The organism is Pseudomonas sp. 43mfcvi1.1, assembly GCF_900115935.1.
Taxonomy (GTDB): domain Bacteria; phylum Pseudomonadota; class Gammaproteobacteria; order Pseudomonadales; family Pseudomonadaceae; genus Aquipseudomonas; species Aquipseudomonas bijieensis.
The window spans coordinates 63,434-86,690 of record NZ_UETT01000007.1; the positions used below are offsets into that span (position 1 = coordinate 63,434).

At 59.8% G+C, this 23,257-nt stretch carries 23 protein-coding genes; 10 read left to right on the plus strand and 13 right to left on the minus strand.

The window, feature by feature from the left end; all coding sequences use genetic code 11:
• Positions 1-107 precede the first annotated feature (107 nt).
• The 3 genes from DTP52_RS15105 to DTP52_RS15115 are packed head-to-tail and all read left to right on the plus strand — an operon-like array spanning position 108 to position 1,591.
• Positions 108-608: a CinA family protein gene (locus tag DTP52_RS15105; RefSeq protein ID WP_109754273.1), complete on the plus strand. Its 501-nt coding sequence runs from the start codon at positions 108-110 to the stop codon at positions 606-608.
• 13 nt (positions 609-621) lie between these two features.
• A complete protein-coding gene (locus DTP52_RS15110) occupies positions 622-1,140 on the plus strand; it encodes a hypothetical protein (protein WP_109754065.1) in 519 nt (172 codons plus the stop codon).
• 7 nt (positions 1,141-1,147) lie between these two features.
• Positions 1,148-1,591, plus strand: a complete 444-nt coding sequence (locus DTP52_RS15115; protein WP_109754066.1) for a DUF421 domain-containing protein — start codon at positions 1,148-1,150, stop codon at positions 1,589-1,591.
• Between the two features lie 65 nt (positions 1,592-1,656).
• Here the strand turns inward: DTP52_RS15115 and DTP52_RS15120 are convergent, their stop codons facing one another.
• Positions 1,657-2,514: an SDR family oxidoreductase gene (locus DTP52_RS15120; RefSeq protein WP_109754067.1), complete on the minus strand. Its 858-nt coding sequence runs from the start codon at positions 2,512-2,514 to the stop codon at positions 1,657-1,659.
• Positions 2,515-2,699: 185 nt separating this feature from the next.
• On the opposite strand from DTP52_RS15120, the gene DTP52_RS15125 reads away from it, so the two are divergent.
• Positions 2,700-3,104, plus strand: coding sequence for a VOC family protein (locus DTP52_RS15125; protein ID WP_109754068.1), 405 nt, complete (start codon positions 2,700-2,702; stop codon positions 3,102-3,104).
• 163 nt (positions 3,105-3,267) lie between these two features.
• Here DTP52_RS15125 and DTP52_RS15130 read toward each other — a convergent pair whose 3' ends face one another.
• Positions 3,268-4,416 carry a MalY/PatB family protein gene (locus DTP52_RS15130; RefSeq protein ID WP_109754069.1) on the minus strand — a complete coding sequence of 383 codons (1,149 nt, stop codon included), beginning with the start codon at positions 4,414-4,416 and terminating at the stop codon, positions 3,268-3,270.
• Between the two features lie 983 nt (positions 4,417-5,399).
• Between DTP52_RS15130 and DTP52_RS31640 the strand changes: the two genes are divergently transcribed.
• Entirely contained in the window at positions 5,400-6,107 is a 708-nt protein-coding gene (locus DTP52_RS31640) for a methyl-accepting chemotaxis protein (RefSeq protein ID WP_371925593.1), read from the plus strand.
• A gap of 127 nt (positions 6,108-6,234) precedes the next feature.
• On the opposite strand, the gene DTP52_RS15140 is transcribed toward DTP52_RS31640, so the two are convergent.
• Positions 6,235-6,843: a hypothetical protein gene (locus DTP52_RS15140; protein WP_109754071.1), complete on the minus strand. Its 609-nt coding sequence runs from the start codon at positions 6,841-6,843 to the stop codon at positions 6,235-6,237.
• 309 nt (positions 6,844-7,152) lie between these two features.
• On the opposite strand from DTP52_RS15140, the gene DTP52_RS15145 reads away from it, so the two are divergent.
• From DTP52_RS15145 to DTP52_RS15155, 3 genes are all read left to right on the plus strand, one after another.
• A complete protein-coding gene (locus DTP52_RS15145; RefSeq protein WP_109754072.1) occupies positions 7,153-8,226 on the plus strand; it encodes an alpha/beta fold hydrolase in 1,074 nt (357 codons plus the stop codon).
• A 238-nt stretch (positions 8,227-8,464) separates the two neighbouring features.
• The gene (locus DTP52_RS15150; RefSeq protein WP_109754073.1) at positions 8,465-9,211 is read left to right on the plus strand and encodes a YkgJ family cysteine cluster protein; all 747 of its coding nucleotides are present in this window, start codon (positions 8,465-8,467) and stop codon (positions 9,209-9,211) included.
• Between the two features lie 244 nt (positions 9,212-9,455).
• Entirely contained in the window at positions 9,456-10,364 is a 909-nt protein-coding gene (locus DTP52_RS15155; protein WP_109754074.1) for an AraC family transcriptional regulator, read from the plus strand.
• A 46-nt stretch (positions 10,365-10,410) separates the two neighbouring features.
• Here DTP52_RS15155 and DTP52_RS15160 read toward each other — a convergent pair whose 3' ends face one another.
• The 10 genes from DTP52_RS15160 to DTP52_RS15205 all read right to left on the minus strand — a co-directional run bounded on the left by DTP52_RS15160 (position 10,411) and on the right by DTP52_RS15205 (position 21,104).
• On the minus strand, positions 10,411-12,651 hold the full coding sequence (locus DTP52_RS15160; protein WP_109754075.1) for a xanthine dehydrogenase family protein molybdopterin-binding subunit: 2,241 nt from the start codon (positions 12,649-12,651) through the stop codon (positions 10,411-10,413).
• Between the two features lie 12 nt (positions 12,652-12,663).
• The gene (locus DTP52_RS15165; RefSeq protein WP_109754076.1) at positions 12,664-13,137 is read right to left on the minus strand and encodes a (2Fe-2S)-binding protein; all 474 of its coding nucleotides are present in this window, start codon (positions 13,135-13,137) and stop codon (positions 12,664-12,666) included.
• 201 nt (positions 13,138-13,338) lie between these two features.
• A complete protein-coding gene (locus DTP52_RS15170; RefSeq protein ID WP_109754077.1) occupies positions 13,339-14,658 on the minus strand; it encodes an OprD family porin in 1,320 nt (439 codons plus the stop codon).
• A 178-nt stretch (positions 14,659-14,836) separates the two neighbouring features.
• Positions 14,837-15,667 carry a phosphodiesterase gene (locus tag DTP52_RS15175; RefSeq protein WP_109754078.1) on the minus strand — a complete coding sequence of 277 codons (831 nt, stop codon included), beginning with the start codon at positions 15,665-15,667 and terminating at the stop codon, positions 14,837-14,839.
• Positions 15,668-15,692: 25 nt separating this feature from the next.
• Complete coding sequence (locus DTP52_RS15180) at positions 15,693-16,724, minus strand: ABC transporter ATP-binding protein (RefSeq protein ID WP_109754079.1); 1,032 nt, start codon at positions 16,722-16,724, stop codon at positions 15,693-15,695.
• Positions 16,721-17,515 (minus strand): ABC transporter permease, encoded by a 795-nt coding sequence (locus tag DTP52_RS15185; protein WP_109754080.1) that lies wholly within the window; start codon positions 17,513-17,515, stop codon positions 16,721-16,723. Before DTP52_RS15185 ends, DTP52_RS15180 begins: the two co-directional genes overlap by 4 nt.
• Complete coding sequence (locus DTP52_RS15190) at positions 17,512-18,330, minus strand: iron ABC transporter permease (protein ID WP_162893906.1); 819 nt, start codon at positions 18,328-18,330, stop codon at positions 17,512-17,514. The genes DTP52_RS15185 and DTP52_RS15190 overlap by 4 nt, the downstream gene beginning before the upstream one ends.
• A gap of 51 nt (positions 18,331-18,381) precedes the next feature.
• Entirely contained in the window at positions 18,382-19,386 is a 1,005-nt protein-coding gene (locus DTP52_RS15195) for an ABC transporter substrate-binding protein (protein ID WP_109754082.1), read from the minus strand.
• A complete protein-coding gene (locus DTP52_RS15200) occupies positions 19,370-20,389 on the minus strand; it encodes a LacI family DNA-binding transcriptional regulator (protein ID WP_109754274.1) in 1,020 nt (339 codons plus the stop codon). The genes DTP52_RS15195 and DTP52_RS15200 overlap by 17 nt, the downstream gene beginning before the upstream one ends.
• Positions 20,390-20,546: 157 nt before the next feature.
• Positions 20,547-21,104, minus strand: a complete 558-nt coding sequence (locus tag DTP52_RS15205) for a helix-turn-helix domain-containing protein (RefSeq protein WP_109754083.1) — start codon at positions 21,102-21,104, stop codon at positions 20,547-20,549.
• A gap of 301 nt (positions 21,105-21,405) precedes the next feature.
• Between DTP52_RS15205 and DTP52_RS15210 the strand changes: the two genes are divergently transcribed.
• On the plus strand, positions 21,406-22,116 hold the full coding sequence (locus DTP52_RS15210; RefSeq protein WP_109754084.1) for an iron-containing redox enzyme family protein: 711 nt from the start codon (positions 21,406-21,408) through the stop codon (positions 22,114-22,116).
• 36 nt (positions 22,117-22,152) lie between these two features.
• Complete coding sequence (locus DTP52_RS15215; protein ID WP_256594259.1) at positions 22,153-23,256, plus strand: pyridoxal phosphate-dependent aminotransferase; 1,104 nt, start codon at positions 22,153-22,155, stop codon at positions 23,254-23,256.
• Position 23,257: the final 1 nt, after the last annotated feature.

Sequence of the window (23,257 nt, forward strand, 5' to 3'; positions counted from 1 at the left end):
CGGGGCACGGTTTCATTTATTTACCGTATGCGGTCCACGGCGCGATAAAGGGAATGAATAACAGCGACAAGGGTCAACCCATCAGCCCCCTGAAAGGACTGCTTGCCATGACCGTTGCCCACTTCATTTGTGAGTACCTGCGTGAACATGAACTGCGGCTGACCACCGCCGAATCCTGCACCGCTGGCCAGATCGTCACGTTACTGGCCGAGGTGCCGGGCTGCGGTTCGCTGATCGAAAGCGGCTACGTGGTGTACTCCCCGGAAGCCAAGCAACGGCTGCTTGGGGTCAGCCCGCGAACCATCGAGATGTTCAATCTCACCAGCCGCGAAGTGGCCGAAGAAATGGTCCTCGGCGCCTTGCACGAGGCTAACGCCAATGCGGCGGTGGCCACCACCGGCATTCTCGGGCCAGACGACATGGATGGTATCCCCGCCGGTACGGTGTGCTTTGCCTGGGCGTTCGATGTGAACGGCCAACGCGCACTGTTCAGTCGCCAGGAACGCTTCTTTGGCAGTCGCGGCCAGGTGCAGTTATGGGCTGCTGAACACGCGCTTCTTCAACTGCGGCACTTCCACCAACGGGCTTTGGCCGGTGAACGCAGATAAATAAGGAGTCACCATGCCCCGGCACATTGAACCAGAGGACTTTCACAGCCGCGTGTATCCAGTGCGAGAGGATATGGATTACCAACTCAAGGTTTGGCGTTTCGAACGGGTGGGCTGGTATGTCCTGGTGGCGCTGGTGATCATGACGCTACTGGGCTTGTTCTCCCGCGGCCCCTTGAGTTCGCGCGATCTACGAAGCGGCGATGGCAGTCTCGGTGTCGAGTACGAGATGTTCCATCGCAACGGCTCCAGCAATCCGATGATCATTCATATGAAGGGCCAACCCAACGCAGTGCTGGAAGTTGAATTGGGCGGCGCATGGCTGCAAGGTTTTGAGGTGCAAACGTTGCAACCTCTGCCTATGCGCTCTGCAAGTGCCGGTCAAGGCATGCGGCTTTGGGTCCAGGCGGATGCCCAAGGGCAGGCCAGCCTGTATCTCTCATTGCTCGGTCAGGGTCTGGGGATTTATCACGGCCGCCTCTCCATGCCCGGTGGCACCTCGCTCGGTTTCGATCAATTCATTTTCCCTTAGGTGACCTATGGACTCCGTACTGCGGGCCGCCGCGATATATATGGCGTTGCTGGTGTTGTTCAAGATCGCCGGGCGTCGCTCCCTGGCGGACCTCACCACTTTCGACTTCGTATTGTTGATGATCATCGGCGAGGCCACCCAACAGGCGCTGCTGGGAGACGATTTTTCGTTGACCAACGCGCTGATGGTGATCGTCACCTTGATTGCCATCGACGTCGGGTTGTCGTTGCTCAAGCAGCGTTCCAAACGTGTTTCACGATTGATCGACGGCGGTCCGACGATCATTGTCGAGAACGGTCGGATACTCCAGGGCCGCATGCGCCATGCCCGATTAGTGGAAGAGGACATCATGGAGGCCGCACGTTCGAGCCAGGGCATCGAAACGCTGGAGCAGATCAAGTTTGCGATCATCGAGCGCAATGGGAAGATTTCGGTGATTGCCAAGGAGTAGCCCCGAAGTTGACTGTGGCGAGGGGATTTATCCCCTCGTCACAAAATCTGCCTCGGTTTCCTCGATCAAAGGATCGGCTTGCCCCCGGTAATCCCATAGCGGGCTCCGGAGATGTAGCTGGCTTCGTCCGAGGCCAGCAGCACATAGATCGGCGCCACTTCAACCGGTTGGCCCGGGCGGCCAAGCGGCGTTTGAGAACCGAAATTCTGAACCTCCTCCTCAGGCATGGTCGCCACGATCAATGGCGTCCAGATCGGCCCTGGCGCCACGCTGTTCACGCGAATGCCTTTGGGGCCGAGCATTTGCGCCAGGCCGCCGGTGAAGTTGGCAATGGCGCCCTTGGTGGTGGCATAGGCCAGCAGCGTCGGCTTGGGCATGTCGGAGTTGACCGAGCTGGTGTTGATGATCGAGCTGCCGGGCTTCATGTGTGGCAAAGCGGCCTGGCAGATCCTGAACATCGCCGTGATGTTGATATCGAAGGTGCGCACCCATTCTTCGTCGGATATTTCCTCGAGGCTTTCATGAGTCATTTGAAAGGCTGCATTGTTGACCAGGACGTCGATGCGCCCGAAGCGGGCGACGGTTTCATCGACGATTTTGCGGCACTGGTCTTTGTTGGCCAGGTCACCCGGCAGCAATAGGCATTGACGCCCGACCTGCTCGACCCAGCGCGCGGTTTCCTTGGCGTCTTCATGCTCGTCCAGGTAGGCAATCGCCACATCCGCGCCTTCACGGGCGAAGGCAATGGCCACGGCGCGACCGATGCCGCTGTCGGCGCCAGTGATCAGGGCGATTTTGTTCGCCAGTCTTGCGGAGCCGGTGTAGCTCTGTTCGCCGCAGTCCGGGTAGGGTTCCATTTTCCGCTGGCTGCCGGGCACCGGCTGGCTTTGTTTCGGGAAAGGCGGGAAAGGGTAGTCGACCATTGTCATTCTCCAGGCTGGTTGCAATGGAGGGTGGACTATGGGGTTTCGGGCAGAGTTCGGTCGGATTTTCTTGCCAGTCGATGAGCGTGATGACGGGCGTTTCGTCGTTGAGTAGCGGACACCGGCGAACATCGGACGATGCTGTATTCTCCAATGTCGGTACGGTTTCGATAAGGAGCAAGGCAATGTTCAGCCACATACAGATCGGTGCGCGCGATCTGCCGAAAATGGTCGCTTTTTACGACGCAGTCCTCGGCTGCCTGGGGCTGGAACGCATCGAGGGCGAAAACGACTCGGGCCCGCCGGGGGAGGGTTGGCAGCGGCCCGGCAAGCATTGGCCGCAGGTTTTCGTCCAATTGCCTTTCAACGGTCTGCCCGCCACCTGGGGCAATGGCATGCAAGTGAGCTTCGCCGCCGACTCCCCACAAACCGTTCGCGCCGCGTGGGAGCAGGCGCTTGCCATGGGCGGCTTCGACGAAGGCCCACCCGGCCCGAGGCCGCAGTATTGCGAAGGCTATTTCGGGGCGTATTGCCGCGATCCGGAAGGGAACAAGCTGTGCTTTGTCCATGCGCCGGATATGCATGAATAAAGCGATCATGGCAGATGACTATTGTGGCGAGGGGATTTATCCCCGTTGGGCTGCGAAGCAGCCCCAATAAACAGCACACGAAGTTAATCTGATACAACGAGTGATCTGTTTTTAGGGCCGCTTCGCATCCCAGCGGGGATAAATCCCCTCGCCACAGGGCGGATCAGCCCCTGGCCTTCAGGCTGCGCTCCATCCGCGCGATGCCTTCTTCCAGCAACGCCCGCGGGCAGCCGAAGTTCAAGCGCACGAACTGACCGGCATCGTCGCCAAAATCCAGCCCGGCGCTCAGCCCGACCTTGGCTTCTTTGAGGAAGAATCCATGCGGGTCATCCAGCCCCAACCCGGAGCAATCCAGCCAGGCCAGGTAAGTGCCCTGGGGCACGGTCATGGTGACGCCCGGCAGGCGAGTGTGCACCGCCTCGACCAGGTAATCACGGTTGGCTTGCAGATACGTTTTCAAGGCTTCGAGCCATGGGCCGGCTTCGCTATAGGCCGCACGGGTCGCTTCGAGGCCCAGGGCATTGACGCTGTCGACCATGCCGGCCCGGGCACTGTTGACCCGTTCGCGCACCTTGGCGTCCTGGATAATGGCGAACGAGGTTTTCAGCCCGGCGATGTTGAAGGCCTTGCTGGCGGACATCAGGGTGATGGTGCGCTCGGCAATTTCCGCACTGAGGGACGCGGTGGGAATATGCACGCGGCCGTCGAAACACAGCTCGGCATGGATTTCGTCGGAGATGATCCAGGCGTCCTGCTCCAGACAAATGTCCGCCACGGCCTTGAGCTCTTCGCGGTCAAACACCTTGCCCAGCGGGTTGTGAGGGTTGCTCAGCAACAGGGCGCCGCCGCCTTGCAACGCTTCGCGCAACGCGGCCAATGGCGTCTGGAATTCACCGTTGACCGGGTTGAATGGCAATTCCACTTTGTTCAACTGCCAGTGACCCGGGGCGTTGCGCAGCGGTGGATAGTTGGGCACCTGCACCACGACATTCTGCTGGGGTTCTACCAAGGCATGCAGCGCCATGTTGAAACCCGGTTCGACACCCGGCAGGAACACGATCTGCTGGGGCTCGACGCGCCACGCGTACTTGCTCCACAGGTCAGCCACGACGGCGGCACGCAGATTGTCCTGGGCCACGCTGTAGCCCAGCATCGGATGTTCAAGGCGCTTGTGCAGCGCGTCGATGATCACCGGTGGGGCAGGGAAGTCCATATCGGCGACCCACATTGGCAACACATCGGCCGGGTAGCGGCTCCATTTGGTGCTACCGGTGCCGTGGCGCTCCAATACCGTGTCGAAATCGAAAGTCATGGGGGTTCCATCAGTCAGTCATGGGATGGCGAACATCATAAAGCAAAGACCCATGAGAAAAGCTTGGTGGCGTAGTGCCACTAATTAATGGTAATCAGTTAAAGTTCCATCTCGAAACGCCGCCAAGACGTGAACGGCATTGGTAACGGACCCTCCGAGTCTTTGAAAAGGACGACCCCATGACATCGCCCGTGCGCTTTAACGATCACCACCGTAAAGCCGATCGCATCATGTTGGGGCTGCTTTGGCTCACGTTGTTGTATTCCCTAAGCCTGGCATACCTGCACTCGACGTTTACCCAGGCGCTGCTGGTCGGGGCGACTACCTGCGTGGCGAGCACCGCGCTTTACCGTGTCCTGGCGGGCACTCGGGCCATGCGTTGCATTATCGCGGTGGCGTTGATGGTCATGGCGGCATTGCACATCAACCAGACCCGGGGCGTGATCGAATTCCACTTCGGGATCTTCGTGCTGCTGGCCGTGTTGACGTTCTACCGTGACTGGCTGCCGATTGTCGTTGCCGCTGCCACCATTGCGGTTCATCACCTCGGTTTTCACTGGCTCCAACACCAGGGTTATCCGGTGTTCGTGATGGATACCCACGCTGGCTGGTCGATGATCTTTCTCCACGCGTTCTACGTGGTGGTGGAAAGTGTGATCCTGATTTACCTGGCGAACCAGAGCCTGGCCGACGCCACGGAAAACCAGGATGTGCTCGACAAGGTTCTGGTGGCGGATGCGCAATTGAGCAACGACGCTGGCAGGCAGCACAGCGAGGGCGTCAAGGTCTCTTCGAGCGAGCGTTTCGATCATTTCCTCCAGCAGGTTACCCAACTGGTGGACGGCGTAGTACGCGACACCCGAAACCTCTCGGACCTAGGCCAGGACCTGTCCCAGGTCGGCCAGACCCTGGAAACCGGCGCCCGCCACCAGCTCGATGAAGTGGCACAGATGAGCAGTGCGATCAGCCATCTGGTCCAGGCCATGGAGAACATTGCCGGCCATGTCGACCAGACCTTGCAGCGCGCCGGCCAGGCCAACGAGCAGGTCAATCGCGGGCGCAGCACGGTTGATCAGACCCGAGAAGAGATCGTCGAGCTGGCCGGTCGCATCAACCTGACCAACGAAACCGTGCAAGTCCTGGCTGAACAGGCACAGCAGATCGGCCAGGTGCTCGATGTAATCAATGGAATCGCCGAACAAACCAACCTGCTTGCCCTCAACGCCGCCATCGAGGCCGCTCGGGCCGGCGAGCAGGGCCGTGGTTTCGCGGTGGTGGCCGACGAAGTCCGGACCCTGTCCCAAAAGACCTCGACATCCACCACGGAGATCCAGCAGATCATTGCCAAGCTACAGCAGGGCAGCCGCCAGGCCGCTGTCGCCATGCAAGACAGCCGCGACGGGGTGGAGCGCTGCGTGTCCGCCAGCCAATTGGCCTCGCAATTGCTGCACGCCGTGGTGGAAGACATTGCCGTGATCAACCACTTCAACGACCTCATCGCCAGCACCACCCAGGAACAATCCAAGGCGTCGATGGGTATCAATGAGCGCTTGCAAAGCGTGCAGACCGTGGCTGAGCGCAACGCCGACAACATTGGCATCCTGACCCGAAGCAGTCAAAGCCTGCCGCCAATGGTGCAGCGGTTGGCGCTGTTGGGGGAGGCGTTTCACAGGAAGGGCGGGGCGGTCTGAAAAGCTTATAAATCCAGGTATGGATGGAAAAGCGTCATGAAAAATTTCAGATGTTTTGCGTTGATGCATCTAAATGTGCGCGCTGCGTGTGAGTTCAGCGCGCGAAGACATCCCTGATTATGAGGGACTATATGAATTGGAGTTGCTTCAGCACGATAAAAGCGAGCAGAGCTGTGGCAAGCCCATAGACGAGGGAAATCAAGATCGGATTGTTCGTGAGTGTCGTCAACGGTGTAGGTGCACTGCGCCTGACGAAAAAGTTGATAGCTCCCACCCCGGTAATCATCATGAGGGCAGTTATCGAGAATAACCCCAACGGAAGGTAATCGGAGCGCTTGACCTCCACGATCGTGGCGACCATGAGGAAGGAAGACGACAAGGTTATTACGGCGCCCAATGTCCACAATGAAAGATCGCCCGCCAGTCGGCGGATTACGCCTGCAAAGCCTCGCCCCATGAAGGCCTTAAGCGTGGGATTTTTTATGCTGGCCTCCAGATCCTTGAACATAAGTGCCGGCACGCAGAGCAAGATCGACGCACTGCCCACGCTGTTCACCAACCGGCCCAGGGATTTACCCATTCTGTCCAGGTAATCCAACGGCTGAATATTTAGCGTATGGATCGCAAAATAGGTCGCGATTCCCGAAATGATCAACCAGACCAACGCCCGGAATACGAGGTCACGAACGAGATTTTTCTTCAGCCAGTCGTCAAACTGGTTTTTATCGGTGGACATGAAAATCCTTGTTAGATATCGGCTACATGAGTGAAGGCGTAATGATATCAGTTGGCAAGGATGATACGGATGTGAGTTTTCCGATTTTGGCGATGACTACGTCGCAGATACTCGTGGGTTAAGCCGTTGTGGGCAGGTGATCCCCATCAGTCAATGTATCTCTGTGTATCCACCGCACGTACAGATACGGACTGTTTCTTTTAAGCGCATCGATGACACATCCGGGATACCTCGCCGGCGTCAAATGAACCCATCGAGACAGCATAAGCCGTCTCACGGGCTCACCCGCCGTTCGCAAGGAAATCCGCCATGGACACGACTCTGACGCACCACACTTCTGCACCACGCCGCCGCCTGCTCGCGCCCTCCATCCTGGTACTCGCCATGATGCAATTGGGTACCTTGGGACTTGCCTCGTCACAGGCCAGCGCTGCCGACGTACCGGCCAGCACCATCGGCACCATCACGCCGGGCAGCCACACATCTTTCGGCCCGTTGAAACACGTCAAGGCTGGCCTGCTGGACGTTTCCTATGCCGAGGTCGGTCCTGCCGATGGGCCGGTGGTCATCCTGCTGCACGGTTGGCCCTATGACATTCACAGCTACGCCGATGTCGCTCCGGCTTTGGCCGAGAAGGGCTATCGCGTGCTGATCCCCTATACCCGCGGCTACGGCGACACACGCTTCCTGTCGGCCAAGACCGTGCGCAACGGCCAACCTTCTGCGCTGGCGAGCGATCTCATCGACTTCATGGACGCACTGAACATCAAGCAGGCCGTGCTCGGCGGCTACGACTGGGGTGCCCGTACCGCCGACATCGTCGCGGCCCTGTGGCCGGAACGAGTGAAAGCCCTGGTGGCGGTCAGTGGCTACCTGATCGGCAGTCAGGAAGCCGGCAAGACACCGCTGCCGCCGGCCGCCGAGTTGCAGTGGTGGTACCAGTTCTACTTTGCGACAGAACGTGGTCGCTTGGGCTATGAAAAGAACACCCACGACTTCGCCAAGCTGATCTGGAAACTGGCGTCACCAAAGTGGAACTTCGATGACGCGACTTATGACCGCAGCGCCGCAGCTTTGCAGAACCCCGATCATGTCGCCGTCTCGATCTTCAACTATCGCTGGCGCCTGGGTCTGGTCAAGGGCGAGGCCAAGTACGACAAGCTGGAGAAGAAACTCGCGACCTTTCCGTCCATCAACGTGCCAACCATCACTCTGGAGGGTGACGCCAACGGTGCGCCGCACCCACCGGCCGAGGCCTATGCCAAGCGATTCACCGGCAAATACGAGCATCGTTTGATCGAGGGCGGCATCGGTCACAACCTGCCGCAAGAGGCGCCGCAGGCGTTCGCCCAGGCTGTGATTGATGCTGATCATCTGCGCTAGCCCAGGGAGCAGCATCCTACGGTAATAACGACTCCTGATGTTCATCGGCCCAAATCGCAGGGTTTCGATTTGTCTGAGACCTGGAATCACCTTGGATCAGGCAACTATGCCGGCGGATCCGGCAAACGGATTGGCGTTTCGCTCCACATACTCTCGCGGCCCTGAGGCCCTGCCACGCGTGTATCCGAGTGGCGGGGGCTTCTGTAGGCGTTCGAAAACATGTGTATGAGTGCTTGATATGGAAAACGACACGATCCGCTTTGCCTGCAACGGCTGCGGGATCTGCTGCAAGGGGCGGCTGATTCCACTGACATTGGACGAAGCAAGACAGTGGTTACAACGCGGACATGAGGTGGCGGTCGTACTGGAGGCATTCGATGAGACGACTTGGTCTTCAGAGCCTCGACAATTCGCCCACAGCGCTCAACGGGCCGTGGCTGTCACCAGTGGCGATGCCCAGATTCGAGTCGTTGCGGTACTGGCGGGCAATGCGCTGACGCAGTGCCGCAACCTTGGTGACGATGGGCGTTGCGGTATCTATGAAGAGCGGCCGTTGGTCTGTCGAATCTACCCGATGGAAATCAATCCGCTCATTGCCTTGCGTCCAGCCGACAAGGTCTGTCCTCCTGAGGTCTGGGAGGCGGGCGAGGTTCTGTTTACCGACCGCGTCGTCGATCCGATCCTGGCTGATCAGATCGAACGCTCCCGCCAGGCGGACAGGGACGATGCCCAGGCCAAGATTGCGCTGTGTGAAGCGATGGGCATGAACGTCGCTGCCTGGAAGGGCAACGCATTGGCGGTGTACTTGCCTGATCGAGAGCAGTTGGCGGAAGCGATCATTCGTTACGACCGCGCCCCCGTGGCACCGAAAGGCCTGGATTGGAAAGTGCGGGTCGAAACGCCGGCCCTGGCCCAACGACTGCTGCAAGCAGGTGTCGCGTTGGATGATCAACGTTCAACCGGCTACATCTTCCAGGGTCTTTAGTTTTCGATCCAAGCCATCACTTTGTGCATCCCTGGCTCATTGAAACATCTTGTCATAACTGGCCTGGTGTGGTTGGTGTCGGTTATGGCTCGTTGAATCGTGCAAGAAATTACGCCAATCAGGCAAGCGATTAGAATCGCCAACCCAGCATACTTGCGTCCATATTGATCAACGACTTGCGGTGATGCCGAACAGTGTTCGCCATCACCACAAGTCGTGAGCCCGATGTTTGAAGGAGTGAAGTGTGCACAGCGATTTCAAAAGCGACCAGGTTGTCAGCGACATCAGTCGCCTGGCCGGTTCGGTCAGCCAGCTTGTGCCAAGCGATGGCGACCAGATCACCGCCATTGCCGGCTTGAGCCTGCATCGGCGCAAAGCAATCACCGCGCCGATGCATTGCATCTACGGCCTGGGGATCGGCGTGACCTTGCAAGGTCGCAAGCAAGCCATGATCGGGGACGAGATACTGACCTACGCGCCCGGCCAATCCATGGTGACCTGCGTGGATCTGCCGGTCATTTCCCATGTCTCCCAAGCCAGCATTGCCAAGCCATTCCTGGGCATGATGCTGCGATTCGACAGCACGATGGTGATGCAGGTGGCCGAGCGCATGCAGTTGTCACAACGCATGAGAGACGACGCGTTTCGACCGATTACCGTACAGGCACTGGATGCCGGGGTGCTGCACGCCCTGCGACGCTTGATAGACCTGCTGGAGGAACCGTTACTGCTCGATACGGTGGCTCCGCTGATCAAGGAAGAGATTGTCGCTCGCCTGTTGAGCGGTGCCCACGCGCCGCAGTTGCTGCATGTGATCGCTGCCGGTTCACCCAGCCAGCACATCGCCAAGACGGTCGCCTGGCTGAAACTGAATTTTCGCCAGGCGTTGCGCATGGACGATCTGGCGGCACAAGCCCACATGAGTCCTTCTACGTTTCGCCAGCATTTTCGCTCCGTGACCGGAATGAGTCCGTTGCAATACCAGAAGCAATTGCGGCTACAAGCCGCTCGGCAGTTGATGTTGAGCCAGAACGTCGACGCGAGCAGTGCAGGAGGGCTGGTTGGCTATGAAAGTGCCTCGCAGTTCAGTCGTGAGTACAGCCGCCTGTTTGGGGCTCCACCGCAGCGGGATATCAAGCGGATTCGTTTGTGATCGTGAGGCTTGTCTGGCATTGCGACCAGACAGCCTCACACGCCTGTCATGCTAACTTGAACGGCAACTCACGCAACGGTTTACCTGTCAGGCTCGCCACGGCGTTGGCAAAAGCAGGAGCCAGCGCCGGCAGGCCGGGTTCGCCCATTCCCGTAGGCGGTTCGGCGCTAGGCACGATGTGAACGGCAAACTCCGGCATGTCGGTGATGCGCGGCACGCTGAAGTCAGCGAAATTGCTTTGCTGCACCACACCATCCTTCAGGGTGACGGCGCCACCAGGCAGGCACATCGACAGTCCCATCAGCGCCGCGCCTTGTACCTGGGCCTCGATGCTGCGTGGGTTGACGACCAGATTGCAGTGCACGCCGGCAGTCACGTTGTGCAGCACCGGACGCCCGTCCTTTACCGAGGCCTCGACGACGTAGGCCACCACCGAACTGAACGACTCGTGGACCGCCACGCCCCAGGCGCGGCCCGCCGCTAGCTGACGTTTACCGTATTCGCTCTTGTCCACGGCCAGTTGCAGCGCAGCGCGATGGCGCGGGTTCTCGTCGCCAAACAGCTTCATCCGGTAAGCCACCGGATCCTGCTTGGTGGTGCGGGCGATCTCGTCGATCAGGGTTTCCATCACAAAAGCCGTATGGGTGGAGCCCACGCTGCGCCACCACAATACGGGGACGTTGAGTTTGGGGTGATGGACTGTCAGGCGCATCGGCAGCGGATAAGGATTACGCATGCCCTCTGTTGCAGTCGCATCGATGCCGTTCTTGATCATTCCTTCGAACGGAGTGCCACTGACGATGGACTGCCCGACCAGGGCATGGTCCCAGGCCAGCACCTTGCCGCTGTCGTCAAAACCGATGTGCGCACGGTGCAGGTGCATGGGGCGATAGTAGCCGCCCTTGATATCGTCCTCACGGCTCCAGAGCGTGCGGATCGGTACATCAAGCCCGGCGGCGTGCGCGGCCTTGGCCACCTCGCAAGCCAGCACGACGAAATCGTTGGTGGGCACGCCACGCCGGCCGAAACCGCCGCCCGCCGTCTGCACATTGACCTGGACTTGTTCGGGTTGCAGATTCAGGACCCGTGCCGCCGCCGCGCCATCACCGCCGGGAAACTGCGTGCCGACCCACAACTGGGCACGGCCCTGGGCAAGTTGCACGGTGCAGTTCAACGGCTCCATGGGCGCGTGGGCGAGGTAAGGGAACACAAACTCGGCCTGCAACTGATGCGGCGCGCTGGCAAGCGGTGTCATGTCAGCGTCGAACTGTCGTGGCCCGGGTTGAGTGGCCAGCTCGCGGTATTGGATCAGTTGTTTTTCACTGTCCACTTTCTCGACGTTGGCCAGGTCCCATTCCAGCTTCAGCGCATCGCGCGCCAGCTTTGCTTGCCAATAACCGTCCGCCACCACCGCAACGCCTTCGGCGCCTCGGTCCAGCGGCACCCGAAACACGGCTTTTACCCCTTTGGTTGCCCGTGCCGCGCTGTCGTCCAAAGAGGCAATCCTGGCGCCGAACACTGGCGGACGCGCCACCACCGCGGTGAGTTGCCCCGGCAGATGCATATCGATGCCGAAATCCTGCTGGCCGCTGCTCTTGGCCTTGGCATCGATGCGCGTGGTGGCCTGGCCGATGATTCGGAAGTCCTTGGGATCCTTGAGCGTGACCTTTTCCGGCACCGGCATTGCCATCGCGGCTTCGGCCAGTTCGCCGTAGCTCGCTTTACGGCCCCCCGGGCCGAACACCGTGCCGGCTTGGGTGCTCAGGCTTGCCACATCCACGTTCCAACGCGCGGCTGCCGCTGCGAGCAACATGCCGCGAGCACGGGCGCCCAGTTCGCGGTATTGGGTATAGCTGTTCTTGATTGAACTGGAACCGCCGGTGAGGTGAATACCTAGATTCGGATCCAGGTAGGCGGCGTCGCTGTTGCCGTTGCGACTGCGCACCAGGCTCCAGTCGGCATCGAGTTCTTCGGCGAGGATCATCGGCAGGCTGGTCTGTACGCCCTGGCCGAACTCCAGGCGGTTGAGGGTCACCGTCACCACGCCGTCAGGGGCGATCTGCACGAATGCGGAGGGCTGCTGAGTCGGTTTCAGCGGCGTTGCGGCTGAGCCGTTGGCCTCCTGGGCCAGGGCCAGGTGAGGAAAAGCGCCGAGGGCCAGGCCGCCAATGCCGACAATCTTGAGGAAGCTGCGACGGGGAAGGGTGGCGGGGCCATCGGCCTGATCGCGCTCCAGGCTGTGCTGCAGGGCGCGAGGCAGCTCATTGGGGAAAATTTCGTTCAGCATGGTGGGCTCCGATCAGGCAAGGGCTTTGGCGGCATCCGCCACCGCGGCGCGGATACGGGCGTAGGTGCCACAGCGGCAGATGTTGCCGGCCATGGCCGAGTCGATCTCGGCGACTGTGGGTTGCTTGCCCTTGGGCTGGGCCTTGAGGAACGCCGTGGCGCTCATGATCTGCCCGCTCTGGCAGTAACCGCACTGCGCCACGTCGTGCTTGACCCAGGCCTCATGCACGGCAGTGCCGACCGGGTCGCTGCCATTGGTTGCCGCTTCGATGGTGGTGATTTTCTTGCCTTGAGCGGCGGCGATGGGCGTTACGCAGGAGCGAATGGCCTGGCCATCCAGATGAACGGTGCAGGCACCACACAGCGCCGCGCCGCAGCCGAACTTGGTGCCGGTCATGCCCAGCGTGTCGCGCAGGGTCCAAAGAATCGGGGTGCTTGGGTCTACGTCAACCGTGTATTCACGGCCGTTGATATTGAGGGCGCTCATAGGGGTACCAGCTCCAGATGGTTTGGCTCTGGTTAACTATAGAAAGCAATGTTGGCGACCGATTGCACGATCCGGGCTGATTATTGCCTGATCATGCGAATCGCCACGCCCCATGAAGGTGCGCGCGGTTGTTTCAGCGCAGCAAGGGTAGAAGGAAAGGAGCCGCAGCGGGCGTACTGCCGGCTCCTTCCTTCTGCACGGTTACATCAATGGAATGCTATAGCTCACAATCAGCCGATTCTGATCCTGGTCGCGGGCAATATCGCTTCGCGACATGCCGTTGCGCCAGCCGAAACCGACGTTCTTCAATGCGCCGCTCTGAATCACATAATCCAGGGAGATGTCACGTTCCCATTCACTGGCGTCATTGCCGCTGGTGGTCTGGATATTGTCGCCCTTGAGGTACATCACCGAGGCCTTCAAACCCGGAACGCCAAGCGCTGCGAAGTCATAGGCATACTGGGCGAATGCCGTGCGTTCGCCGGCCTGGATGAATGTCTGGATGGTGCGGTCGGTGTAGAGATACAGACTGGCGCCGCCTTCGCCTTTACCCACCAGGCCGCCTTGATTCAGTTGCGTAAAGTTGCTGTCTTCGGAAACGCTTTGATAACCGGCAGTAATGGCGTGGCCGCCCAATGAGTAGATGAACGCCGCGCTCCAGGTATCGTTGTCGATTTCACCGCTACCGTCCTTGGTATAGCCGCCAAGTTTGTAACCACTGGCGCGACCAGCCGCGCTGCTGTTCTTGCCATCGGAGGTGGTCTTGAAGTAACGCAAGTCGGTCTTCAGTGAGCCGTATTCACCCAGCGGCAACACATGCAGCAAACCGGCGAAGTGCTGCTGGTAATAGTCTTCGAGATTGGCGTAGTAATACTGGGCGGTCAGATCCTTGGTCAGTTTGTAATCGCCACCGGCGAAGGTGAATTTGTTGCTTTCCTGGCTGCCGCCCGCCACGGCCAGACCGGCGCTGTCGCTGGAAGCCCGGCCAGTGGCGTGTTCCAGTTGGCCGGCGGTGAAGGTCAGGTTGTCGATGTCATTGCTGGTGACCTGGCCACCCTCGAAGGTTTGCGGTAGCAGGCGGCCATCGTTGGAAACCAGGATCGGCAGTTTCGGTTGCAAGGTGCCGTAGCGCAGTTCGGTCTTGGAGACGCGCATCTTCGCCGTCGCACCGAGGCGGGCCCATTGATCCGCCGCCTTATCACCGTCGTTGGGGAACATCGAGCCACCGACATGTCGGCCCGCGCCACTGTCGAGCTTCAAACCCAGCAGGCCCATGGCGTCCAGGCCGAAGCCGACGGTGCCGTCGGTAAAACCGGATTGATAATTGAGCATGAAGGCCTGGCCCCACTCTTCGGTCTTCGAAGGCGCGGCGGCTCCGTCACGGTTATCGTTGTTGAAGTAGAAGTTGCGCAAGTTCAAGTTGGCTTTACTGTCGTTGATAAAGTCAGCCGACGCCAATGGGCTGAGGACAAGCGTCACGCCACCCGTTAAAACACTCAGTACGTTAAATAGAACTTTCATCAGGGCGAACTCCGCCGCGGAATCACTGTTCCGGGCATGTTGAAAAGGCAGCAGGAAGCGCTCGGCCGATCACATGATTGGCCGATGCGTTAAATGACTCGTTAGAAAATCTTCAATGCATAGAGTGGGTTAGGGGATAAGTCTCCAAAGAGTGCTATCAGTGAAAGTCCCTGGGTTATCAGTCGATCAATCCATGAGCGTCATAAAACGGATACGGTCCGGGATATTCGCCAAACACACCGTTATGGGTCACCAAACCCTGGCCATGCCAGTGATGCAGCAAGTATCCCGGTGGTTCCAGATTGAAATGCGCAGGAGCGGTTGGTTGTAGATCCAGGACGATTTGATGCGATGTGCCGGGGCAGACGCAGCTCAGGCTACCGCCGAAGCGCCGTTGCATCGGCCGATGCAAATGTCCGCAGAGCAAGCGTTCCACCTGCGGATGGCGGGCGATGACCTGTTCCAGCGCCGAGGCATTGATGAACGGTTCGCGGTCCATGTGACCAATGCCGCTGACAAACGGCGGATGGTGCAGGACCAGTAGCGTTGGCACCTCGGGACGACAGGCCAATTGTTCATCGAGCCAGCGCAATTGGCTGTCCAGCAACTGACCGCCATGGCCGCCAGGAATCGTGCTGTCCAGGCCGATCAGGCGTAGCGGATACTCTTCGACCACCCAATCCAGGGGGGCGCCGGGCAAGCTTGGCAGGTAGTGGTGATCAGCAAATGCCGCCCGCAAGTGTTCGCGGTTGTCATGGTTGCCGGGCACCAGGTAGCAAGGCATGTGCAGGCGCGCCAGTTCGGGGTGCAGCACGGCATATTCGTCAGGGCGACCGAAGTCCACCAGGTCGCCGCTGACTACCACAATGTCGGGACGCGGCACCTGGCAATTCAAATGATTGACGGCACGACGCAACGCGGCGAGGGTATCGACGACGCCATAGGTCAGTTTTTCCCCGGCCTTGAGATGCAGGTCGCTGATCTGCGCAATGAGAAACGGATGATTCAAAATAAGGCCTCTGAAAACACGAATATCACGATGCCAGGGTGAACAGCACCTGCGGCTCGACGGCCAAGGCGATCAGTGAACCGGGGGTGTGGATGACGCCGTCGGTGCTGTCCACCAGCAATGGTTGGGCGGCGCCGACGTCGACCAGCAAGCGGCTTTGGGCGCCCTGGAAAAACTGGCCCACCAAGCGCCCACGCAGATGCCCCTCGCTGTCCATCACCCGCAAATGCTCGGGCCGGCAGTAGACGGTGGCAGGCAGCCCGCCACCGCGCCACGGCAACTCTCCGCCACTGACTTTCAAGCCCAGGGGCATGTGCTCAAGTACCGGGAAAGCGTTGAGGTTGCCGACAAAACTGGCGACGAAAGTGTTGGCCGGTTGTTGGTAGATGTCCCGTGGACTGGCCAACTGCGCGACGCGGCCGTGCTCCATGACCAGGATCCGATTGCCCAGGGCCATGGCTTCGCCCTGATCGTGGGTGACGAACACCGCGGTAATGCCCAGATGGCGGAGCAACTGATCCAACTCGCTGCGCAAGCGTTCACGCAACTGCGCGTCCAGTGCCGCCAACGGTTCATCGAGCAGCAGGACCCGGGGCTTGGGCGCCAGGGCACGGGCGAGGGCGACCCGCTGGCGTTGACCGCCGGACAACTCATGAATGCCACGCTTGCCGTGATCCCGCAGACCGACCAGTTCCAGCAACTCCGCGCAACGCTTGTTGCGTTCGGCGGGCGCCATGCCGCGAATCCTCAAGCCATAGACGATGTTCCCGGCCACATCCAGGTTGGGAAACAGCGCATAGTTCTGGAACACCATGCCCACGTCACGACGTTCGATGGGCAGGCGGGTGACATCGGTGTCACCAAAAAAAACCTGCCCCACATCCGGGCGCTCAAGCCCGGCAATCAGCCGCAAGGTGGTGGTTTTACCGCAACCGGACGGGCCGAGGATCGCCAGGGTTTCTCCGGCGTCGATGGTCAGGTCCAGGTCATGCACGGCCACGGTGCCGTCCGCGAACGCCTTGCGGCAACCCGCCAGGCGAATGGTGGTTCCGCTCATCGTTTTTCTCCACGGGAAAGGCGGGCGCTGATGGCCTGCAGCGCAATCAGCAGCGGCACGATCATCAACAGGAATATGAGGGTGTAGGCGCTGGCGACTTCCAGCCTCGCCGAGGCATAGCTGTCAGCCAGGCCCACCGGCAATGTCTTGGTCATTGGGGTGTGCAGCATCCAGGTCAGGTTGAACTCGCCCAGCGACAGCGTGACGACCATCAAGACTCCGGCGAGGATCCCCGCCCGGCAGTTGGGCACCACCACACTGAAGAACCGTCGTAGCGGTCCGGCACCCAGGCTGGCGGCGGCTTCTTCCAGGACCGGCAGGTGCTGGCGTTGCATCACCGCCATTACCGGACGCACCAGAAACGGCAGGGTGAACAGCACGTGGCCAACGAGAATGAACAACCAACTGCCGCGAAATCCGCCGAACTGGCCATAGGTGAGCAGCAACGCCAAGGCGCTGGCCAGGCCAGGCATTGCCACCGGCAGCACCAGCAACTCCTCGAACGCGCGGCTGAAGCGGTTGTTCATCCGTACCAGCGCGTAAGCCGCCGGTACACCGACCACGCAGACGCACAACGCACAGGTCACCGCCAGTTGCAGGGATAGCCAGACCGTCGGCGAATAGGCCTGCCAGACCTGCACCAGCCAATCGAACGTCAGGCCGCTGGAGACACCCTGGAAATAATTGCGGGTCAGCCCGGCCAGCAGCGACATCAGCACGGGCACCAACATGAAGGCGCAGACCAGCAAGGTGAACAGCAGTTGCCCGACAAACAGCGTTGAGCGCCTCACAGGACAGTCCTCGCATTGTGCGCCAGGCGCCTGGCCAGTAGCAGCACCGCCCAAGTCAGTGCCCCCAACACCACCGACAGTGCGGCGGCCACGGCGAAATTGGCGTAGTTGGTGAACACGTTGTAGATCGCCACCGGGGTCACATTGAGCCGGGTACCCAGGGTGAACGCCGTACCGAACGCGCCCATGGAAGTCGCAAAGCAGATCGCCCCGCAGGAGACCAGTGCCGGTGCCAGGCCGGGGACGATGACATCACAGACCACCCGCCAATGACCGGCGCCCAATGATTGAGCGGCTTCTTCCAGACTGCGATCCAGGCTCTCGCAAGCAGCCATCACCGTGAGGATCACTCGCGGGATCGAGAAGTACAGGTAACCGATGCACAGCCCCATCAGCGAGTAGGCAAAAATCCAGCGCTCACCGGCCAGCTCAAGACCGAGACTGGCGAACAAACCCTGGCGGCCGGCCAGCAGAATCACCAGGAACCCGACGACCACACCGGGGAATGCCAGCGGGAAGGTCAACAAGGCAACCAGCAGTGAACGACCGAAGAAGCGCTGGCGACTGAGGAAAACCCCGCTGATGCCACCCACCAGCAGCGCCGCGAGGGTCGTGGCGAGGGCAAGCAGGCAGGTCTGCGCCAGGCTGCCCAGGTATTGCGCGCTGCTCAGCACTTGCCAGTAACCGCTTTCGCTACCCTCGCGACTTTGCCCGCCCAGCACGATCAGGTGCGCCAGCGGCAACAGCCAGAACGCGAACAACACCGCCGCGGCAGGCGCCAGGGCCCAGGCCGCGGTCAGCCGTAAATGCGGCAGCGAGGCCCTGCCCGAGCGGACTGCCCGGGCTTTTATTACCGAGGCGGTCACTTACTTGACCTCACGCAGATAGCGTGCGGAAAAAGCTTCCTGTGCCGCCGCCATTTGCTCGTAGTTGACCACCCCGGCCCGGGCGTAATCGCTGTCGGGCAGGAACTGCGCAGCGATCTCGGCAGGCATCTTCATCGCCCGTACCGGCCGCAGGTAGGCCTTGGCCCAAAGTGCCTGGCCTTGCTCGGACAGGACGAAATCCAGGACCTTCTCGGCGTTGGCCCGATGGGGGGCGTTGTCGACGATGCTCATCACGTAAGGCACGCTGATGCTGCCTTCCTTGGGAATCACAAAAGCAACGTTGGCCTTGTCCTTGTAACGGGCGCGATAGGCGTTGAAGTCGTAATCGACCAGGATCGGCAGCTCGCCGGACAGCACGCGTGCATAGGCCGTTTGCTTGGGCACGATGGGCGAGTTCTTCGCCAGTTTCTGAAAGTAATCGATAGCCGGGGCGAAGTTATCCAGGCTACCGCCCATGGCCTGGTTGATCGCGACCGCAGAGACGTAGCCGACGAACGCGCTGGACGGATCCAGGTAGCCGACCATGCCTTTGTATTCTGGCTTGAGCAGGTCGCTCCAGCTTTGCGGCACAGGCAGGCCGCCCAGTGCATCGACGTTGACCATCAAGCCCAGGGTGCCGGAGTGAATGGCAAACCAGTGTCCTTGCGGGTCCTTCAAGCCGGCCGGAATCTGCTCCCAGCCCTTGGGTTTATAAGTGCCAACCACCCCGGCTTTTTGCGCCTGCAAACCGAACGTCACGCCGTAATACACCACATCCGCCACTGGAGCGGCCTGTTCGGCCACCAGTTGCGCCAACGCCTGCCCGGAGTTCTTGTTATCCAGCGGAACCTGCACGCCGGTGGTGTCGGCAATCGCCTTGAGCTGAGTGCCCCAGTCGGCCCATTCCGGCGGGCAGTTGTAGCAAATCGCCGTTTCGGCGGCCTGGGCCAGGCTGGCAACACCGCACAGCAGCAACGTCGCCAGGGTTTTACGCAAGCGGATCATCAAGTGTCTCCTCGTAAGGTTGAGTACTTTCGCCCGGCCGGATATGGCAGGGCAGGCAATGGGAAACCGGGGGGGCGCCGGCGATCTGCGCCAGCAGTTGATCGATCACCGTGCAGGCCAGCGCCTCGATGGGCTGAACGACGCTGCACAGCGTCGGGTGCATCTGGGTGCCGAGGGCGATGCCGTCAAAGCCAATGACCGAGAGTTGCTGGGGCACGTGCCAGCCGTTGCGGCGCAACTCGGCAATCAGGCTGATGGCGAGTAAATCGTTGGAGCAAACCAGCGCACTGAGCCCCTGTGGGCCTTGCAGCAGCGGCTCGATGGCGGCGAAATCGGCTTGGGTATGGGCAGGCATTTCAATCACCGGCAGGCTGTCGAGACCGGCCTCACGCATGGCGTCGCAATAACCGGCGTAGCGCTGGCGAGCGCGGTCCGATTGCAGGGCAGGGCCGGCAACCATGCCAATGCGCCAATGCCCGACCTCCAGCAGATAACGGGTGGCGAGGGCCATGCCGGCGCGGTTGTCCACCGACACGGCGCTGTAGTCCGGGTTGCCCGGCTGGTGATAGGCCAGCACAAAGGGCGTGTCCTCGTTATCCAGGCTTTGCAGCACGCGGTTGCTCTCGGCGTCGGTCACCGTGAGCACCAGGCCATCGACGCGCTGGCGCAACAGTTCCTCGACCACCACGCTTTCGCGTTCACTGCTGTAGTCGGTCGTTGCCAGGAGCAGGTTGTAACCGCGCAAACGCGTAGCACGCTCCATGGCCTGGAATTGTTCGGCGAACACCGGGTTGAGGAGGTTGGGGACTACCACGCCGATCAGTTTGGTCACCTGCAAGCGCAGTTGACGGCCAAGGCGATTGGGTCGAAAACCCAGTTGGCGCGCGGCGGCGAACACCTGCTCGCGGGTGGCCGGGCGCACCACTTCAGGGGAGGCAAAGGTGCGAGCGGCGGTTGCTCGCGAAACCCCTGCCAAACGTGCCACTTCTTTCAAATCCGTCATGATCACTCGCTTGAGATCGATCTCATTGGCGAGGACAGTACCCAGGCGCCGTGGCATTTCGGCGACGAAGTGATGACGATTTGATGTCAGATTCTGATGTCTGCCTCTGGCGGTCATCCAGGACGCGTATGCGGTGCCCGGTTGCTCATGACGGTTGCTATTTGCGAATCAGGGCGATGACGTACTCGCAAACATGCGCCGTGGCGTTTTCGAACGTGCAGGCTTCTTCAGGTAGCCCCAATTGCAGACAGTCGCCTTGTTCCAGGACGTAAGTGGTGGTGCCCTTGGTAAAGGTCAGCGTGCCTTGCGTGGTCCACACCTGCTGATGAAGGAATGCGTAGGCGGTGGCGGGGTAGCTGATGCGCACGCCCGGGGGCAGTTGCACGCTGATGAGCTCCAGTGGCCAACCCTCCCGCGGGGAGACTTGCTGGCGCGCGTAGCCGGTTTCCGGGTCGACCCAACGTGGTTGCTCCGCAGCCTTTGAGAGCAGCCCCGAGCGCCCCTCGGCTCGATGCAGCAGGGTGGACAGGGGCAAACCAAAAGCCCCCGACAATCGTCCCAGGATCGTCGAGGTAGGGCTGACCTGCGCGTTTTCAATCTTGCTGATCATTGCCTTCGATACACCGGAGAACTGGGCGAGCTCGCCGATGGACCATTGGCGCGCGGTTCGCTCGGCTTTGATAGTTAATGCGATGTCAATGGGTTGGTTGTTCACTATAGAGGACTTCCAAGGCGGGGTGATTTATTTGGAGCTTAGCGAGCTGGATGCATCTATTTAGTGCGGAAAATAAATAATGCGCCATTTTTGTGCAAATATTTTTTATTATTAAAATAACCTATTGATTTAAAAGTTAATATTTCTTATATTTTTTTCGTTTCAAAATAAATCTATTGTTGTTATCGCCACCGATTAAAACTATCAATTTGTTTGCATGGATTGCTTGTTTACTATCTGAAACGCGCAGCGACATTCCGTCGCCGTCGCCCAAGCTACCTTATCGTATTTGGGGGGATCTATGCCGGCTCAGCAAATGGAACAAGGCTATCTGACGGGTGAGCAAATCATCCATTCGATTAAAGGAATGATCACGGCTTCGGGGATCAACACCAACGCATTCTACAAAACGTTTCGCCAGGCCCCGCTGCCCAAGGCAACGTTGAAGAAAGTGTTCCAACAGTACTTTTATTACATTCGTACGTTCCCCCAGATCCTGGCAGGTACTTCGCACCGCACTGACAGCGAAGTGATTCGGATGAAGTTGGCGCGCACGGTGGTGTCTGAGCTGGGCGATGGGGTAGGCGAAGCACACTTCATCATGTTTGAGCGTGTACTTGCCGGTGTCGGCATCACGCTGGATGACTGGAAGAAGGTTGAATACATTCCCGAAGCCAGCGAGCTGGTCGATGGCCTGCGCCGGATCTTTCTCGAAGGTTCGACGGAGCACGCCATTGGTGCTCACTACGTCATCGAAGAGTTCGGTTTTCCGATGATCGCCAACCTGTACGAAGGTTTCCGCCTCTACAGCGGTTGGAAACACGAAGACTTCACCTACTTCTACCTGCACATGCTGGTGGAAACCGATCATGTGCAGTGGATCAGTGATGCGGTCATGGAGGCCGCCCGGGACACTGACAACGGCAACAATATCCTGGAGGGTGCTGCCGATGTATTGAACTTGTTGACCCGATTCTGGCAAGGACTCAACCGAGTAGCCACTCACGCCTGACCGATCGGTACAAGGGGACAGGAAGTCATGGACGATATGACATTGATTGGTCGAGTGGCGCCCTTCAGGGATGCCAGTGCATATGCGGCATCCTCAGGGGCGTTGAACCTGTCGCAAGGACTTCCTGAACCCTTGTTTGACAATGCCATGAATGCGGCGTTGGCCCACCAGGTCCGGTCGGGCTGGCAGTACGCCGACCCTCGCGGCGAAATGATCTTGCGTGAAAGCATTGCGGCCCACAGTGCCGGCTATGCACCTGACAGCGAAGTGCTGGTGACCAGCGGCTGTACCGAGGCCTTGTACTTGGCCCTCTACGCAGCGTCTTCGCAATACGGCAGCAAGGTCGCCTTCTTTGAACCCTTTTATCCCTATTACCCCGGAATGGCCACACTGCTGGGGCTGGAGTCTGTTGCACTGCCGTTGGCGGCAGGGGGGCCTGACTGGGCAATGTTCGAGCAGCAATTGCGTGCCGGTGTTCGCATCTTGCTGCTCAACACACCCCATAACCCGACCGGATGGTGCATGTCCGCCGATGATTGGCAGCATCTGGTGGCGTTGGCAAAAAACCATGACTTCATGGTGATTGTCGACGAAGCCTACCGTCACTATCAGTACGACACCGACGCACCGACGCAGTACCCCCATCAACAGATTCCCATGATGGTGGCAGGCAGCGCTTCGAAGTTATTGTCCATGACCGGAGTCCGGATCGGCTGGTTGTGCGCGCAGGCAACCTTCATGGCGCGAGCCTATGCCCATCACCTGTACCTGAGCTATTGCCAACCCACCCCCATACAGGCAGCCGTCGCGGTTTTGCTCGATGAGTTGACCATCGGGCGACTCGAAAGCCTGCGCGAGCACTACAAGCACAAACGCGATCGCCTGGCAGGTGCGCTGATGGCCGCCGGGCTGGATATCCAGTTACCGGCGGGCGGCCATTACCTCATGGCCGACTATTCACGGCGGGCGCCTTCATTGTCCCCGGTTGAATTCAGTCAACACCTGGCCGTTCGTTGCGGGGTCATGCCATTGCCCGCGACGCCCTTCTATCTGGGGCAGTGCCCCACCTATGTCAGATTTTCTTTCTCGGTAGCCAAACCCATTGTTGATCAAGCTTGTGCCCGCCTGGAGGATTTTTGAA